Annotated in this window: 16 protein-coding genes; all 16 read right to left on the reverse strand. The window is 61.3% G+C overall.

Annotated elements, in window-relative coordinates; translation table 11 throughout:
• Positions 1–6: 6 nt before the first annotated feature.
• Positions 7–639: an NADPH-dependent F420 reductase gene (locus ABLV49_RS24570; RefSeq protein WP_349282841.1), complete on the reverse strand. Its 633-nt coding sequence runs from the start codon at positions 637–639 to the stop codon at positions 7–9.
• Between the two features lie 367 nt (positions 640–1,006).
• Entirely contained in the window at positions 1,007–1,909 is a 903-nt protein-coding gene (locus tag ABLV49_RS24575; RefSeq protein ID WP_349282843.1) for a SphA family protein, read from the reverse strand.
• A gap of 280 nt (positions 1,910–2,189) precedes the next feature.
• Complete coding sequence (locus ABLV49_RS24580) at positions 2,190–3,641, reverse strand: aldehyde dehydrogenase (protein ID WP_349282845.1); 1,452 nt, start codon at positions 3,639–3,641, stop codon at positions 2,190–2,192.
• Positions 3,642–3,681: 40 nt separating this feature from the next.
• Positions 3,682–5,430, reverse strand: a complete 1,749-nt coding sequence (locus tag ABLV49_RS24585) for a GMC family oxidoreductase (protein ID WP_349282847.1) — start codon at positions 5,428–5,430, stop codon at positions 3,682–3,684.
• A 207-nt stretch (positions 5,431–5,637) separates the two neighbouring features.
• Positions 5,638–6,681 carry a helix-turn-helix domain-containing protein gene (locus tag ABLV49_RS24590; protein ID WP_349282849.1) on the reverse strand — a complete coding sequence of 348 codons (1,044 nt, stop codon included), beginning with the start codon at positions 6,679–6,681 and terminating at the stop codon, positions 5,638–5,640.
• A 189-nt stretch (positions 6,682–6,870) separates the two neighbouring features.
• On the reverse strand, positions 6,871–7,509 hold the full coding sequence (maiA, locus tag ABLV49_RS24595; protein ID WP_349282852.1) for a maleylacetoacetate isomerase: 639 nt from the start codon (positions 7,507–7,509) through the stop codon (positions 6,871–6,873).
• 9 nt (positions 7,510–7,518) lie between these two features.
• Positions 7,519–8,226, reverse strand: a complete 708-nt coding sequence (locus tag ABLV49_RS24600) for a fumarylacetoacetate hydrolase family protein (protein ID WP_349282854.1) — start codon at positions 8,224–8,226, stop codon at positions 7,519–7,521.
• Between the two features lie 66 nt (positions 8,227–8,292).
• The gene (locus ABLV49_RS24605) at positions 8,293–9,348 is read right to left on the reverse strand and encodes a cupin domain-containing protein (protein WP_349282856.1); all 1,056 of its coding nucleotides are present in this window, start codon (positions 9,346–9,348) and stop codon (positions 8,293–8,295) included.
• A 19-nt stretch (positions 9,349–9,367) separates the two neighbouring features.
• Positions 9,368–9,961 carry a hemerythrin domain-containing protein gene (locus tag ABLV49_RS24610; RefSeq protein ID WP_349282858.1) on the reverse strand — a complete coding sequence of 198 codons (594 nt, stop codon included), beginning with the start codon at positions 9,959–9,961 and terminating at the stop codon, positions 9,368–9,370.
• A 36-nt stretch (positions 9,962–9,997) separates the two neighbouring features.
• On the reverse strand, positions 9,998–10,711 hold the full coding sequence (locus tag ABLV49_RS24615; RefSeq protein WP_349282860.1) for an ABC transporter ATP-binding protein: 714 nt from the start codon (positions 10,709–10,711) through the stop codon (positions 9,998–10,000).
• Positions 10,712–10,713: 2 nt separating this feature from the next.
• Entirely contained in the window at positions 10,714–11,466 is a 753-nt protein-coding gene (locus tag ABLV49_RS24620) for an ABC transporter ATP-binding protein (protein ID WP_349282862.1), read from the reverse strand.
• Complete coding sequence (locus ABLV49_RS24625; RefSeq protein ID WP_349282863.1) at positions 11,463–12,419, reverse strand: branched-chain amino acid ABC transporter permease; 957 nt, start codon at positions 12,417–12,419, stop codon at positions 11,463–11,465. The genes ABLV49_RS24620 and ABLV49_RS24625 overlap by 4 nt, the downstream gene beginning before the upstream one ends.
• Complete coding sequence (locus tag ABLV49_RS24630) at positions 12,416–13,342, reverse strand: branched-chain amino acid ABC transporter permease (protein WP_349282865.1); 927 nt, start codon at positions 13,340–13,342, stop codon at positions 12,416–12,418. Before ABLV49_RS24630 ends, ABLV49_RS24625 begins: the two co-directional genes overlap by 4 nt.
• Positions 13,342–14,514: an ABC transporter substrate-binding protein gene (locus tag ABLV49_RS24635; RefSeq protein WP_349282866.1), complete on the reverse strand. Its 1,173-nt coding sequence runs from the start codon at positions 14,512–14,514 to the stop codon at positions 13,342–13,344. Before ABLV49_RS24635 ends, ABLV49_RS24630 begins: the two co-directional genes overlap by 1 nt.
• Positions 14,515–14,573: 59 nt before the next feature.
• Positions 14,574–14,888 carry a naphthalene 1,2-dioxygenase/salicylate 5-hydroxylase systems ferredoxin NagAb gene (gene nagAb / locus ABLV49_RS24640; protein WP_349282867.1) on the reverse strand — a complete coding sequence of 105 codons (315 nt, stop codon included), beginning with the start codon at positions 14,886–14,888 and terminating at the stop codon, positions 14,574–14,576.
• Between the two features lie 9 nt (positions 14,889–14,897).
• Complete coding sequence (nagH, locus tag ABLV49_RS24645) at positions 14,898–15,383, reverse strand: dalicylate 5-hydroxylase small oxygenase NagH (RefSeq protein WP_349282868.1); 486 nt, start codon at positions 15,381–15,383, stop codon at positions 14,898–14,900.
• Positions 15,384–15,385 lie beyond the last annotated feature (2 nt).

Raw genomic sequence — 15,385 nt, forward strand, 5'->3', positions numbered from 1 at the left:
GCCGAATCAGTCGCGACGGATCCAGGTGGGCGCGATCTGCGTGCCTTGCCCGGCGCCGTAGGCGAAATAGATGTTCAGGCCCGCCACCGGCTCCAGGTAGCGCGCGTTCTTCAGCCCGCCCGCGTCAAACGGTTGGAAACCGATGCTTTCAGCCAATGCGCGCACGGTCTGCTTGGCGCGCTCGTCGTCGCCGGCGTAAAAGACCGGCACGGTCTGGCCGTTCGGGAAGGCCGGGCCTTCGGCCAGCACCTGGGCCAGCACGGTGTTGAAAGCCTTCACCACCTGCGCGCCGGGCAATGCCTTGGCGATCTCTTCGGCGGCCGATGTGTCGAAGCCCAGTGTCAGGCCCATGTAGTCGGCCGTCAGCGGATTGGTGATGTCGATCACGATGCGGCCTTCGAGCGAGCCGAGCGCCTTCAGCGCAGGGACAGCATCGGCGTAGCCGGTGGCGACGATGACGACCTGCGAGTCGCCCAGCGCCTGCGCTGCAGGCACGGCCGTGGCGCCTGCATGGGCGCTGGCCAGGGCCTGCGCCTTGGTCAAATCGCGCGCAGTCACGCGAACCTGGTGGCCTGCGGCGGTGAGTTGTTTGACGAATCCTGCGCCCATGTTGCCGGCGCCGATGAGGGTAACTTTCATGTCAATTCCTGGTTGGTTGAGGGAGTGCATGAACTGTATTTGTTTCATATCAAAAGATAAACTTGCCGATTTAAGATTAACAATTCCATTTTTCGGTTCAATCGTGTGGCCAGCGGCAGGAGTGGCACACCTTTGTGCTGGTTCTTGGCACCCGCAGCCCTGTTGGCGCGCCGACGTGCTGGCGATGGGCAAGGCCGGACGCGAGGCCGCACGCCCTGCGCGCTCGCCGGGGCCAAGGCTGCCTGTGATGTGTGATGGGTGCGCTTGCAGCGAACCCGGTCACTTGCAAGCGTAAAAAAAGCCTGGAAGCGTCCAGGCTTTGGGCGGCACATCGATTCGACGAATCGATGTGGAGGGAGGGCCTCGATCAGAAGGGCAGAAGCGCCTTGATTCTGAAGGTTGACCCTTCGGCCCGGTTCAAGACGCCATGCTCCTGTTCAAGCTTTGCCATTACAAACCAACCCTTTCCGGTGTCATATTTGACGGAGGGGCCGATGGCATAAGCCCGGCCCTTGTTATTGGCAACGGTGACGCCGTTTTTCTTGTCATCCGTGATTTGCTGGTAGACGAAGCCGCCCACACCCACCGTCCATCCGTTGCCCAGCGCCCATCCGACGGAATAGTCGGCGTGGAGTTCCTGGCCAGAACGGTAGTCGGTCGCGTGATTGACACCGTTGAAGTCATACATGACCTTCACATCCGCATTGATGCCCGTTGGCTGGACATAGGTCACTGCAAAGACGGGCTCGATGTTCCAGTAGTTCCGGCCGAGGTTGGCCAGCTTGTTGCTGTCATAGCTGCCCGTTGGCGCCGTGACGTCCACCGCCCACACATAGTGGAGCTTGTCCGATGCGTGGTAGCCTAGTCCGGTGCCGAACACCATGTCGGCAAGGCCCGAGGTACTGCCGTTGGCGGCTCCGGCCTTGACCTTGAGGTTGACCAGGGGAGCGACCGCATGGAACAGCAACTGACCACCGAGCAGCTGTTGATCTGTTACCCGGACTACGCGCAGCGCCAGGGCGTTCGCCTGAACATTGAAGTCCAGGGGAATCCTGTTGCCGTTGTTGTCGCGCAGCGTTGACGCTTCATAGCGCGATGCGTACGTCAAAAAGTACGTGCCAGGAGGGGGCAATGCGCCGGCCAGGTAGTTTTCATTGCCGTTGGGGTAGACGCCGCCGCCGCCCTCTGTCGCCTGTGCGGCACTGCCCAGGGTTGCCAACAGAATTGCCGCTGTCAGTGCTTTCAATTTCAGCACGTTGCAAGTATTCATTTTGTCTCCAATTTTTTAAAAAAAGATGACTCCATCGTCCTGTTGAGGACGATGAATCACCATGTGCATGCCGAGCTGCAAAGGGGCCCGGCTTCCCTGATCACTCGTTCAAAGCCTTGAACCTTGTAACCCGGACGTTCGCGCCCAGGCCATCTGCGGCCCTGACGGGGCAGCAATAGAACGGTGGACGATTTCGAACGAACCGGGTGAGATCCCAAGTCGCCTCAGGGCGATGGAATGCATGGGGCGTGGGGTGCAGGCACCCCGCGCAGTCCATGTCCTAGACCGGATAGGTCTGAACGGATGGCTCCACCGTGATCCACTTCAATTCCGTGAATTCGTCGATCACCGCCCGGCCGTCGAACTTGCCATAGCCGCTGTTCTTGGTGCCGCCGTAGGGCGCCTGGGCCTCGTTCTGCACGGTCGAGCCGTTGATGTGAACCGAGCCGTATTCCATGCGCATGGCAACGCCGAGTGCGCGGGTGACATCGCGGCCAAAGACGGCCGAGGACAGTCCATAGGCGCTGTCGTTTGCCACCTGCAGCGCTTGCTCCACCCCCTTGACGCGCACCACGGTGGTGACCGGGCCAAAGGTTTCCTCGTCGTAGATCTTCATGTCCGCCTTGACATGGTCCACGATGGTGGCCGGCATGACCGCTCCCACTGCTTTGCCGCCGCAGGCCAGGGTCGCACCCTTGGCCAGGGCATCATCAATCAGGGCGTTCAGGCGCGGGCCCGAGTCACTGGCCACCATGGGCCCGATCACGCAGGCTGGATTGACGCGCGGGTCACCCATCACCAGTTCCTGGGCGCGGGCGGCAAACTTGGCGACAAATTCGTCGGCAACGGCCTCGTCCACCACCAGGCGTTCGGTGGACATGCAAATCTGGCCCTGGTACAGGAAGGAGCCGAACACCGCGGCCTTCACGGCTTCGTCGATGTCGGCATCGTCGAGCACCACCTGCGGCGACTTGCCGCCCAGCTCCAGCAGGCAGCGCTTGAGATGGGTGGCCGCCTTTTGCGCAATGATGCGGCCAACGCGGGTGGAGCCGGTGAAGTTGATGCGGCGCACCGCCTTGTGCGCAATCAGCGCATCGATCACTTCCGGCGCGTCCTTGGGCGCATTGGTCACCACATTGAGCACGCCGGGCGGGAAACCGGCTTCCACCAACGCATCGGCCACCAGCAGATGGGTCTTGGGACTGGCCTCGGACGCGCGGAACACCACGGTGTTGCCGCAGGCAATCGGGTAGGCAATGGCACGGGCGGCAAGCACCACCGGGCCGTTCCACGGCACGATGCTCAGGATCACGCCGACGGGCTGACGCACGGTCATGGAGAGTGCGCCGGGCTTGTCGGTCGGAATGGTTTCACCCTGGATCTGGGTGACCATGGACGCGGCTTCGCGGAACAGGTTGGCGGCCAGATGCACGTTAAAACCGGCCCACAGCGCGGCGGCGCCCACTTCGGCCGCCATTACTTCGATGAACTGCGGCGTCTTGGATTCCAGAATGTCGGCGGTCTTGAGCAGCAGGCGGCGGCGCTCGCTCGGTGCGGTGTTGCGCCAGCTCTGGAAGGCAGTGTGGGCCGAATCGGCGGCCGCAACCGCGTCCTCCACGCCGCCGGCCGCGGCGCTGGTGATCACTTCTCCGCTATCGGGATGGATGCGGTTGAAGGTTTCACCGGACTTGGCGGCGACGGATTGGTTGTCAATGATGAGTTGGGATTCCATGGTGCATTCCTTGGGTCAATAGTTTGAGTGAATGGGTGATTTAGCCGCGTTCGGTCAGGATGTCTGCCATGCGTTCACCGATGAGGGCGCAGGTGGCCATGGTGGCCACACCGGCAATGCGCGGCATGATGGAACTGTCGGCGATGCGCAGCCCCTGCACGCCGTTCACGCGCAGCTTGGAGTCCACCACCGCCTCGGCGTCCTTGCCCATGCGGCAGGTGCCCGACTGGTGGAAATAGGTGGTCGCGCCATTGCGGATAAAGTCCTCCATGGCCTTGCCCGTCAAGGTCTTGCCAGGCGCCACCTCGCGCTTGACGAAGTCCTTCATGGCCGAAGAATTGCCAATTTCGCGGCACACCTCGATGCCAAAGGCCAGCGCCTTGACGTCGTCCGGATGGCTCATGAAGCGGGCGTCGACCACCGGACGGTCGGCTGGATTGGCCGAGCTGAGGCGGATTTCGCCACGGCTCTTGGGCGCCACCAGGCCCGCGCACAGCGCCCAGCTGGTGGGCGGAGGCGAATACTCCTTGCCAATCACATCGCTGGCATAGGGCAGCTCGATCTGCACCAGATTGATGTCAGGAGATGCCAGCGATGCCTGGCTCTTGAGAAAGCCCGCTGCGTTGGCCGCGCTGTTGCGATGGGGAATGTGTTCCTTGGGCTCCCAGATGCAGCCGCCATGCAGGATGTGGTCCTGGAAATTGCGTCCCACTTCCTTGGCGTTGACTAGCGTCTTGATACCGTGCTGGCGCAACTGCGCTTCGTCGCCAATGCCGCTGAGCATGAGCAGCTTGGGGGTGTTGATGCCGCCGGCACTCACGATGACTTCGGTGTTGGCGCTGATGTTCTTGACGCCGCCCGCCGTGGCGATCTGAACGCCCGTGACCTTGGTGCCCGAGAAGGTCAGGCGATCCACATGGGTGTTGACCAAGACGGTGACGTTGGGGCGCGCCAGGACCGGGTACAGGTAAGAGCGGGCCATGCTCTGACGGCGCCCGTCGCAGATGATCTGGTTCATCAGGGCGAAACCAATGCCGCTTTCCTCGCGCGCGCCATTCAGGTCATTCAACACCGGATAGCCCAGGGCACGGCAAGCCGCCAGCATGGCGGGTGCCACCGGGTGCGGGTCCTTCGCCGGCTGGCACCAGACGGGGCCGTTCTTGCCACGATAACGGGCGTCCGGGGCACCTTGCCAGCTTTCCATGCGCCGGTAGATTTCGAGCCCGGACTCGTATCCCCAGGCCCGGTCGCCACTGGCATTGCCCCAGTATTCCAGGTCTGCCTTGAAGGGGCGCGCCCAGATGGTTGCATTGATGCTGCTGCCCCCGCCCACCACGCGCCCCATGTGTTCGGGAATGGCGCGGTTGTTGGTGCTCGGTGCGGCCAGTGCCACGTCCTTCCAGTCCCGCTCGGTACCCAGATTGGTGAACCAGACGCTCGGGTCCATCACGGAAGGCGCCGTGTCCCAGTCGCCCGCCTCAATCATGAGAATGGAAGCGTCCTTGCGGGTTGCCAGTCTGCCGACCAGCGCGCAGGCCGCCGAGCCGGTACCGACCACCACATAGTCATAAGCGCTGAGCACCTTGGCGCTGCGCTCGTTCTGGTTGGCGCGAATGGCGTCCAGTTCGTCCGCCAGCGCACTGAGCCCCACGCTGGAAAAACCGGCTGCCGTGGCTGCGCGCATAAAGCCGCGGCGGTTCATGCGGCCAGAAATCAGGGCACGTTCAAGATGTTCCAGCAAGCCATCCGAGGGGGCATTCAGGTTTTTTGAATCGGAATTCATAGTCATGCGGTTTGAAGTTGTAGTGTTGTTAAAAAGTTGTCTCCAGCGGCGCATGCCGTACGCGCAAACTGCGCCGCCTGGAACCAACTTTAGGTAACTACTACTGCGTCAAATACATCGGGAATACCCTAGAGTCCGGTTGTTCCATATGGGAACAACTTGGCCTGTAAAAGGGCGCTGAGACCTCGTCTGCTGGCCCCGTGTGCAGGCTGTCTACGCGCCCTGGATGCGGCGGTAGATCAGTCCACGGGACACCCGCAGCTTCCTGGCCGCGGCGGAGACGTTGCCGCCGCACTCTTTGAGGGTTCTGGCAATCAGGTCAACGTCAGCGTCACGCAGGCTGGCGGGCTCGGACGGGTCCACTGCGGCAAGTGCGGTGTTGTGTTCCGGGACGCTTGCAGTAGGCAGAGGATCGTCCCGGGTTTTTTCCACCCATGAGGCCTCTTGCACCGGCTGCCTCATGGCAAAAAGTTGGCGGTGCCCGTCACGCGCCTGGAGCTCGCAGCGCACATGCACCAGCAGTCCATTGGGCAGACGCAACAGCGAACTGCCGGTGCCCGGCGTTGATGCCAGCTCCGAAAAGCTGCGCTGCAATACCTCGTCAACCGTGCAAGGCTTTGGGCATTCGCCCTCCGGGCTCACACCTAAAAGCCGTGATGCTGCAGCGTTTCGCCAGACGATCTGACCCGCCATGTTCACGCCCATCAGGCAGGCCATCGGGGTGTCAAGCATGGCGAGGGAAATCTGAAAGCGCACGATCAGGTGCTCATCGGATTGCGATACCAGCAAACGATTTTCAATCGAAGAGGCGTAAATGCCGACCACTGTGGCTGCATCAAAATTAAAAGCAATTCCTTCACTGGACATATCCAGTACGCCAGCCAGATTGCCATAAATATCGCGAATGGGCGCGGCCGCGCAGTGCATCAGGTTGACACTCTCGAAGTAGTGTTCTGCCCCCTGAACGCAGGCCTGCTGGCCGGTGCGCGCCACAATGCCGGGCGCCGACGTGCCGATGGCCTCTTCTGAAAAATTGACGCCGATGCGGTGTGCCACCGGCGTGATCTTTTCATTTTCACGCCTGGAACAGGTTGTCCCAATGACGACCCCGCTGGGGTCTGTCAGCATGGCGCCGCAATTCGTGGCTCCCAGCACTGCGTCCAGTTCGCTGGCCTCGGCCAGCCAAGCATCGCGCAACAAGCGGTTTTTTTGCACGGCCAAGTGCGCCCGGCTGGCGGACACCGCTTGAAACTCCACGCGTCCGCGCGGATCCTGCTTTTGCCTAAGGCATCTGGCCCAGGACTGGAAGACGGCTTCGCTGACTACCCCTGATGGCAGCTCGCCGTCTTCAAAATACCTTTGTCGTGCCAGTGCGATCCGATCAGCCCGTGTCGAGAAGAAAATGGATCGCATGGCTAGGCCTTCAAAAAGTGGGCGTCAGGCTACTTACGATGCGTCGGGCTGAGCCATAGGTGCAGCACGTTGAAAGGCCTCCAGAGTGCCGCACTGCGCATCCACTTCCATGATAAGTGGCCAGCGCCCCAGATCCACCTTGAAGCGGCGTGCGCTCTCAATTTGTGGAATCAGGTATACATCGGCGATGGTCGGTGCATTGCCGAAGCTAAAGCCCGCTCGCCGGGGATCTGCCGCCAGCAGGGCTTCATAAGCATCAAAGCCGGCGGCAATCCAGGTGGCGCACCAAGTGTTGATGGCAGCGTCATCAGCGCCAAAGCTGGCGCGCAGCGTGTCCAGAATACGCTTGTTGTTGACTGGGTGAATGTCGCATCCGACCACCGCTGCCAGCGCCCGCACATGGGTTCTAGCGTTGATATCCGTGGGCAGCAGCGCGGGCGTGGGGTAGCGCTCTTCGAGCCATTCGATGATGGCCACGGACTGCGTCAGCACCAACTCGTCCTCCACCAGCGCTGGCACCAGACCCTGCGGATTGAGGGCTTTGAAGGCCGCACCCTGGTGTTCATTCTTGCGCAGGTCTACCGCCACGTAGTCGTAGTCCGGCCCCTTGAGATTGAGCGCAATGCGCAGCCGGTGGGACGTCCCGCTGCGAAAAAAGTTATAGAGCTTCATTGCGTGTGCTTACTCGGGTTCGCCTACCGTCAGGGCCACCTCGGCCACACCTTCGACGCGACCGGTAATCTTGTCGCCAGCCACCACCGGGCCCACGCCTTCGGGCGTGCCGGTGTAAATCAGGTCGCCGGGCTGCAGGTGGTAAAAAAGCGACAGGTCAGCGATGATTTCACGGACATTCCAGATCAGCTTGTCTACATTGGACGACTGCTTGGTCTGGCCATTGACTTCCAGGGCGATGGCGCCGCTGTCAATCACCACACCTTCCATCGGCACGATGTCCGAGCAGACGGACGACTGCTCCACGTCCTTGCCCAGGTCCCAGGGACGGCCCTTGTCGCGCGCGACCAGTTGCAGGTCGCGCCGCGTCATGTCCAGGCCGGCGGCGTAGCCGTAGATCAGCGTGTGGGCGTCTTCGGCCTTCACGCGAAAGCCTGCCTTGCCAATCGCCACAACCATCTCCATCTCGAAGTGGTAGTTGCCGGTCTCGGGTGGGTAAGCCACGGTGGCGCCCGAAGCTGTCAGGGTCTGCGGCGCCTTGGTGAAGTAAAACGGGCGCTCCACCGACTTGTCCACCGGACGCCCCATCTCCACTGCATGGGCATGGTAGTTGCGGCCGACAAAGAACAGCCGATTGATCGGGAAGCTGGCGTCCAGGCCACGAACGGAAACGGACATTACGGGTGGGGCGCTAAACAGGTATTGGGTCATGATCATGCTCTTATTTGGAAAAAGTTAAAAGGAAGTATCCATTCGGATCGCTGCAGAAAGGCTGCTTGAAACTCAGCCTCGGTTTTCGTACACGCCGAGCTTGCGGTGCAGTGGCGCTTCATCGGCCACAAACAAGAACGCTGGCGTCGTGGCAGAGCGGTTCTTCAGCGTCACGGCGGTATAGCCGGGCGCGCAGCAAGTGTCGGCTTCGACCATCGTGAAGCAGGTAGCCTCCACTTCGACATCGCTCTGGCCTTCAATCTGATGGAATACCTGGGCCGGTGAGCGTGCTGGCAGGCGCAAGGTCTCGCCGGGACGCAACATCAGCGCATAAAAGCCCAGAATGTTTTCCGCGTCCGCGCCGGTCTCGGGATTCACGTAGGTGACTTGAACTGCGTCCGATCCTGCTTGCTCCTCGGCCAGCGACAGCAAGGCCGCCTTGGCATCGGCCCAGGGATAGCGCAGCATGGGATAAGCCTTGTCCGCGCGCTGAAACACCTTGGTGGGCGCCACGCCACCACGGGCATAGGCCTTGAAGCCTTGACTGGATGTGGCGCTCTGGCTGGGGCCTTCCAGATGGTATGAGGTCTCCGTGTAGTAGATCAGCGGCAGATCCAATACATCCAGCCAGATCACCGGATCTTTGCCATCATGGCCGTGCTCATGCCACAGGCCAGTGGGCGTCAGGATCAGATCACCTCGGTGCATGGGGCATTTTTCGCCACCCACCAGGGTCCATGCGCCCTCGCCCTCGACCACCATGCGAACCGCGTTGGGCGTATGGCGGTGGGCTGGCGCCAGTTCTCCCGGCAGCAGCAGCTGCATGCCCAGGTACATGGCCGCGCTGGCCTGCATATTGGTCAGGCCGTGCCCCGGATTGGCCAGCACCAGCACGCGGCGCTCGGCCTTCTCGATGGGCGTCAACTCACCGGCCTCAATCAACAACTCGCGAATCTCGCGATAGGGCCAATGCGTGGTCTGTGTCTTGCGCGTCGGAATGTTCGGCGGCAACACGCCACGCAGGCTGGGCCACAGGGGAACCAGGTTGCGTTGGGTGAGCTGGTCGCGGTAGGCCTGCGGCAAGTCTTCCAGACGCCCCAGGGTATCAAATCGATTGTTGTCTTGCATGTGTGTTCTCCAGTATGAATCAGGCTGCACCCAGACCCAGGGGCGCAGGGGTGCGTTTGACGATGTCGTGAAACAGCGCGTCAAACAACGCGCTATCCGCCGAGCCCATCAGGGGATCTGCGTTTTGTGCAAAGGCATGGGCAATGGCATCCCAGTCCGATGCCAGAAGGTGCGCCTCTGCAAGCGGCAAGAGTTCGTTTTCCTCCGCGCGCAGGTGCTTCCAGGTGAAGTCGGCATAGGCCGCGACGGTGGTTTGCAGCGTCTCCAGGCTTCCAGGCACGCCGGCTTCGAAGTTCCCCAGGTCGCGCCGGATGCTGCCCAAGGCTGCCGCCTCCGCCTGGTGCTGGCTCTGCAGGGCGTCAATCAGGCCGTCGGCCTGCTGCGTGCGCTGCTTCAGGCGTGCGAACAGCCAGTCGTCTTCTTTCGGGTGATGCAGACGGTCAGGAAACGCGTCGATGTAATAGACCATGGCCCAAAAGAGCGGGAAATCCATCTTCATGCGCTGCGCCTGGACTTCGATCAGCATCGCCTTGATGTTGTTGATCACGGCGCCTAAAGCCCGGTGTTCCGCGCGAATGATGTTGGTGGCCTTGGATTTAGCATCGCTCGTCATGTCTTCCTCTCTGCACAGCCGCAGGATTGGTTTTTTTTAAACACCCAAGTACTCATGCACGATGCGCGGGTCAGCGCGCAATTGGGTCGAAGTACCGGACCAGACGACCAAGCCCTTTTCCAGCACGAAATGGCGATCTGCCAACTCCAGCAAGGGGCCCAGGTTTTTGTCGATCACGATCAGGGAAAGACCTTCGGACTTCAGTTCCCCCAGCGCGTGCCAGATTTCCGCGCGAATGAGTGGCGCCAGTCCTTCGGTCGCTTCGTCCAGCACGACCAGGCGCGGATTGGTCAGCAAGGCCCGGCCGATGGCCAGCATTTGCTGCTCACCGCCGGAGAGCTGCGAGCCCATGTTGCTGCGGCGCTCTTGCAATCGCGGGAAGAAGCCATACACCCGCTCCAGGCTCCAGTGCTTCAGGCCATTGGCGGCATTGCTGCGCGCCGTGGCAATCAGGTTTTCTTCCACCGTCAGGTTCGGGAAAATCTGGCGCCCTTCGGGCACCAGGCCCAAGCCCAGCTTGGCGATCTGGTGCGACGGCAGGCGCTCCGTGCGCTTGCCGCCAAACTCGATTTCTCCTGCCTTGGGCTCCAACAATCCAAACAGGCACTTGATGGTGGTCGAGCGGCCCATGCCGTTGCGCCCCAGCAAGGTGATCACCTCGCCCTCGGCCATCGACAGATCGACGCCAAAGAGCACTTGTGCCGCGCCATAACCAGCCTTCAAACCCGTCACGTTCAATAAAGGCTTCATGATCAAGCGATCTCCTCTTCACCGAGATAAATGGCACGCACTTCTTCATTGCCACGAATTTCCTCGGGGGTACCCGTCACCATCAGGCGACCATAAACCAGCACGCTGATGCGGTCTGCCAGTGCGAACACCGCGTTCATGTCATGCTCGACCAGCAAAATCGTGTACTTGCGTTTGAGCGACTTGAGCAGCGCAACCACGGCAGCCGACTCCTGCACGCTCATGCCCGCCATTGGCTCATCGAGCAGCAGAAATTTCGGCCGCGCCGCCAGCGCCATGGCCAGCTCCAACTGGCGGCGCTCGCCATAGCCCAGTTCCGATGCCGGTGCATGGGTGCGCGCGCTGAGCCCGGCAGCCTCTATGCCTTCCTGCGCCGCAGCCAGGGCCTCGCGGTCGCCGAGCAGGGAGCGCCAGAACCGGAACGCATGGGTGCGCGCACCCAGGGCGGCCAGCGTGGCGTTTTCCAGTACCGTGAATTCATCGAACACCGAGGTGATCTGGTAGGAGCGCACCAAGCCCATGCGGGCGCGCGCATTGATGCCCAGGGCCGTCACGTCTTCATCGCCAAAGCGGATATGCCCGCTGTCCGAGCCCAACTCACCCGACAGCTGGTTGATCAAGGTGGTCTTGCCTGCGCCATTGGGGCCGATGATGGCGTGCAGTTCGCCTTCCCTGACATCCAGAGACACCTGGTCTGTGACCAGGATGGCGCCGTAGCGTTTGATAAGGGCTTCGGTTTGCAGCAGCGTCTTCATGCTTTGGACTCCTTGGTGCTCAGGCTCTCCAGCCAGCCTGCCAGGCCGGTTTTTCCCAGCATGGCAACGGCCAAAATGGCCAGACCAAACACCGCCATCCAATGCTCGGTGGCGGCTTTGAGTAACTCTTCGGCGCCGAGAAAGGCCAGCGCGCCCAACAGTGGCCCAAAGACGCTGCCCAAGCCCCCCAGCACCACCATGACGATCAGTTCACCCGATACCGTCCAGGCCATGCTGCTGGGCGAAGCATAGGCGTTCAGATTGGCCAGCAGCAAGCCCGCCACGCCGCACAAGATGGCGGACAAAATGTAGGCGGCAAGCTGGTAGCGCTGCAGCGCCAATCCCACGGACATGACCCGCCGGGCATTCTGGCGTCCTGCGCGCAAGGCCATGCCAAAGGGCGAGGCCCGCAGACGCATGACCCAGTAGGTCAGGCCCGCCAGCAAGCCCCAGGCGCAGTAATAGACCGCCAAGGGCGTGTTCAATTGCAGGCCAAAAAAATCACTGGCAGCAGTAATGCTCATGCCGTCGTCACCGCCATACTGCTTGAGGCTGACAATGACAAAGTAGCCCATTTGCGCGAAAGCCAGCGTGATCATGATGAAGGCGATACCGGAGGTGCGCAGGCTGATCAGCCCGGTCAGGCCCCCAACTGCTGCACACGCCAGCACGCAGATGCCCAGATGGACCCAGCCGGAAGACACGCCATAGTAGGCAGGCAGCGATACGCTGTACATGCCAATGCCGATAAAGAGGGCATGTCCCAGGCTGACCAGGCCGCCGAAGCCCAGCGCAATGTTCAAGGCGCTCGCAGCAATGGCGTACACCAGCACGCGGGCAAAAAATGACACCCAAAAGTTGTCATCAAGCCCGGCGGCAATCGGGGGCAGCACGGCCAGTGCCAGCAGCAGGAGCACTGGTATGAGCTGCGCCGGTCGTAGCAGATTTTTCATGATTTGACCTTGAATGCGGGAAACAGGCCTTGCGGACGCCACGCCAGAATCACTGCCATCAGCAGGTAAATCAGCATGGAAGCCAGGGCGGGACCGGCGGCGTTGGCGACTTCCCGGTCGGCAAAGACGCGGATGAGCATGGGCAGAAAGGTTCGCCCCAGCGTATCGACCATGCCGACAATGATTCCGGCATACAGCGCGCCATGCACCGAGCCAATGCCGCCAATCACGATCACCACCAGCGTCGTGATGAGGACGGGCTCGCCCATGCCACTTTGCACCGACAGGATAGGCCCGGCCATGGCACCGGCCAGCGCCGCCAGGGCCGAACCCAGCGCGAACAGCATGGCGTTGAGCAGTCCGATGTTCACGCCCAGCGCGCCCACCATCTGCGGGTTGACCGAACCGGCGCGTATCAGCATCCCCACGCGGGTCTTGTGGATTAGCCACTGGCTGCCAGCGGCCACCGCCAGGCCCACCGCAATGATCAGGAAGCGATAGGTGGGGTAGCTGAAGCCCAGGAACTCAACGGTGCCGGAAAGCGACTCGGGCAGCGACACAAAGACAGGCTGCGGCCCCCAGATCATGCGCACCACTTCATTGAAGAAGAGCACCAGGCCAAAGGTCGCCAATACATGGTCGAGGTGGTCACGCCGGTAGAGCCTGGAGACTGCAACCCATTCGAGTACAAGCCCGACAACCACACCGGTCACCACCGCCGCGAGCACACCCAGAGCAAAGGAGTCGGTGTACGCACCGACCACGGCCGCAGCATAAGCGCCCAGCATGTACAGCGAACCGTGCGCCAGGTTGACGAAGCTCATGATGCCAAACACTAGGGTCAGGCCGGCGGCCAGCAGAAACAGCATGACGCCGTACTGCAGGCCGTTGAGCAACTGCGCGATGAGCAAGGACGCTGACATCACTTAACCTTGCATTGCGCGACGTAGGAATCCTGGTGATCCGGCAGCGGTGTGCTCAAAAGTTTGACGGTGACCACAGTGCCTTCCTTGACGGTCTGGAAGGCGTAGTAGTTCTGAACCGGCATGTTGTTGGTGTTGAACCGGAAGGAACCCCGGATGGATTTCAACTCGGACCCTGCGGACTTGACCGCAACTGCGAATGCCGCCTTGTCGGCCGTGTTTCCCTTGACCTTGCGCACGGCAATGTCCAGCAGCTTGGCGGTGTCATACCCTACCGCGGCGTAATGGCTGGGGACGCGACCGTACTTTTTGGTGAAGCTGGCAATGAACTCGGCATTGCCCGGCGTCTTCAGCGCCACGTCCCACATCGCGCCCGAAATGGTTCCGACGGCGGCATCGCGCAAGGAGGGCAGGGTGGTTCCATCCACGGTGAAGGCGGACAGCAGCGGGAGCTTCTTCATCAGGCCGGCCTGGCTGAACTGCTTGACGAAGTTCACGCCCATGCCGCCCGGATAGAACACGAACACGGCATCGGGTCCGGCAGACTGCAACTGCGCGATCTCGGCGGAATAGTCGGGCTGGTTGACCTGGGTGTACACCTCGTCAAGCACCTGGCCCTTGAAATAGCGCTTGAAGCCGGCGACATAGTCCTTGCCGGCTTGGTAGTTGGGCGCCATCAGATAGACGCGCTTGTAGCCGCTGTCCTGCGCGAACTTGCCCATCGCCTCGGCCGTGCCGTCGTTTTGCCAGGCCATGGAGAACACATTGGGCAGGCAACCGGCACCGGCCAGCGGGGACGGGCCTGCATTGGTGGCGATGGCGACGGTCTTGGATTCCACGATGCGCGGCAAACTCGCCATCAGCACATTGGAGAATCCCAATCCCACAATCGCGTCCACCTTGTCGCGGTCAATCAGCTTGCGCGCAATCTGGTTGCCCAACTCGGGCTTGAGCTGGTCATCTTCGCGCAAGACCGTGACCGCCTCGCCACCGAGCTTTTGCCCCAAGGCTTCGATGCCCAGCATGAAACCGTCGTACTGGTCTTGGCCCACCGCAGCGACCGGGCCGGACAGAGGACCTGTAAAGCCAATTTTTACCTCCGCATGAGCGGCAGACAGGCACAAAGCGGCGGTACTGCACGCAATGGTCTTGACGATGGAATGGAATTTCATGGTTTTTGTCTCCTAATAGGGATGAGCGCTTCTCACGGGAAGCGCTCAAGTCAATCAATTCAGTCGAGGTTCAACATCACGCGCATGTTCTCGATGCGGACCGCGTAGGTCTTGATGTTCTCGGTCAGCGGTGCGCACAGGGCCTGGCCGGTGCATACATCGAACCTGCCCTGATGCAAGGGGCATTCGATTTCACGGCCTTCGAGAAAGCCGTCACTCATGCGCGCATGGCCATGGGTGCAGAAGTTGTCCGTTGCGAAGACTTCGCCTTCCACTTCGTACAGAGCAATCTCCTTGCCCGCCACCTGCACCGCCATCACATCACCCTCGGGAACATCCGCAAGGGCTGCGGCATCCGTCCAGTTTTCAGCCATTGTTTTTCCTTAAATGGGATAGATGATCGAGTTGGCGATCATTTCGCTGTCGTAGACGCACAGACGCGACTGGAACTTCAGCCCTTCCGGCGTCCTCACGATGACATCGCGGTAGTAACCCACATTGAAGACCGTCGAATCGCCATCGAACTTGGTGCGGATCACGGTGTAGTTCGCTTCCGAGGTGATGCGCTCGCCGTAGATGTCACGCGCCACGGACACCACGCGGGGCGTGCCCACGATGTGGCGCTGGTAGTACGGGTCGTGGTACATCGTTTCCTTGACGCCATACACCCGGTCGCGGATCATGTTCTTGCTCTCGAGCGCCAGCAGGCAAAGGGGTAGGCCCTGGTCGAAGTTCTCGCGCGGCTGAAGCCGGTACGTGCCTTCTTCCACAAAGAATTCGGGCCATTTTTCCCACTCTGACGAATCGCAGACCATGGCGTAGTCGCTGTAGAGATTGAGCAGTTCGAAGTAAGTCTTGAAGTCGATCATGT

It is taken from the genome of Polaromonas hydrogenivorans (genome assembly GCF_040105105.1).
Taxonomy (GTDB): domain Bacteria; phylum Pseudomonadota; class Gammaproteobacteria; order Burkholderiales; family Burkholderiaceae_C; genus Polaromonas; species Polaromonas hydrogenivorans.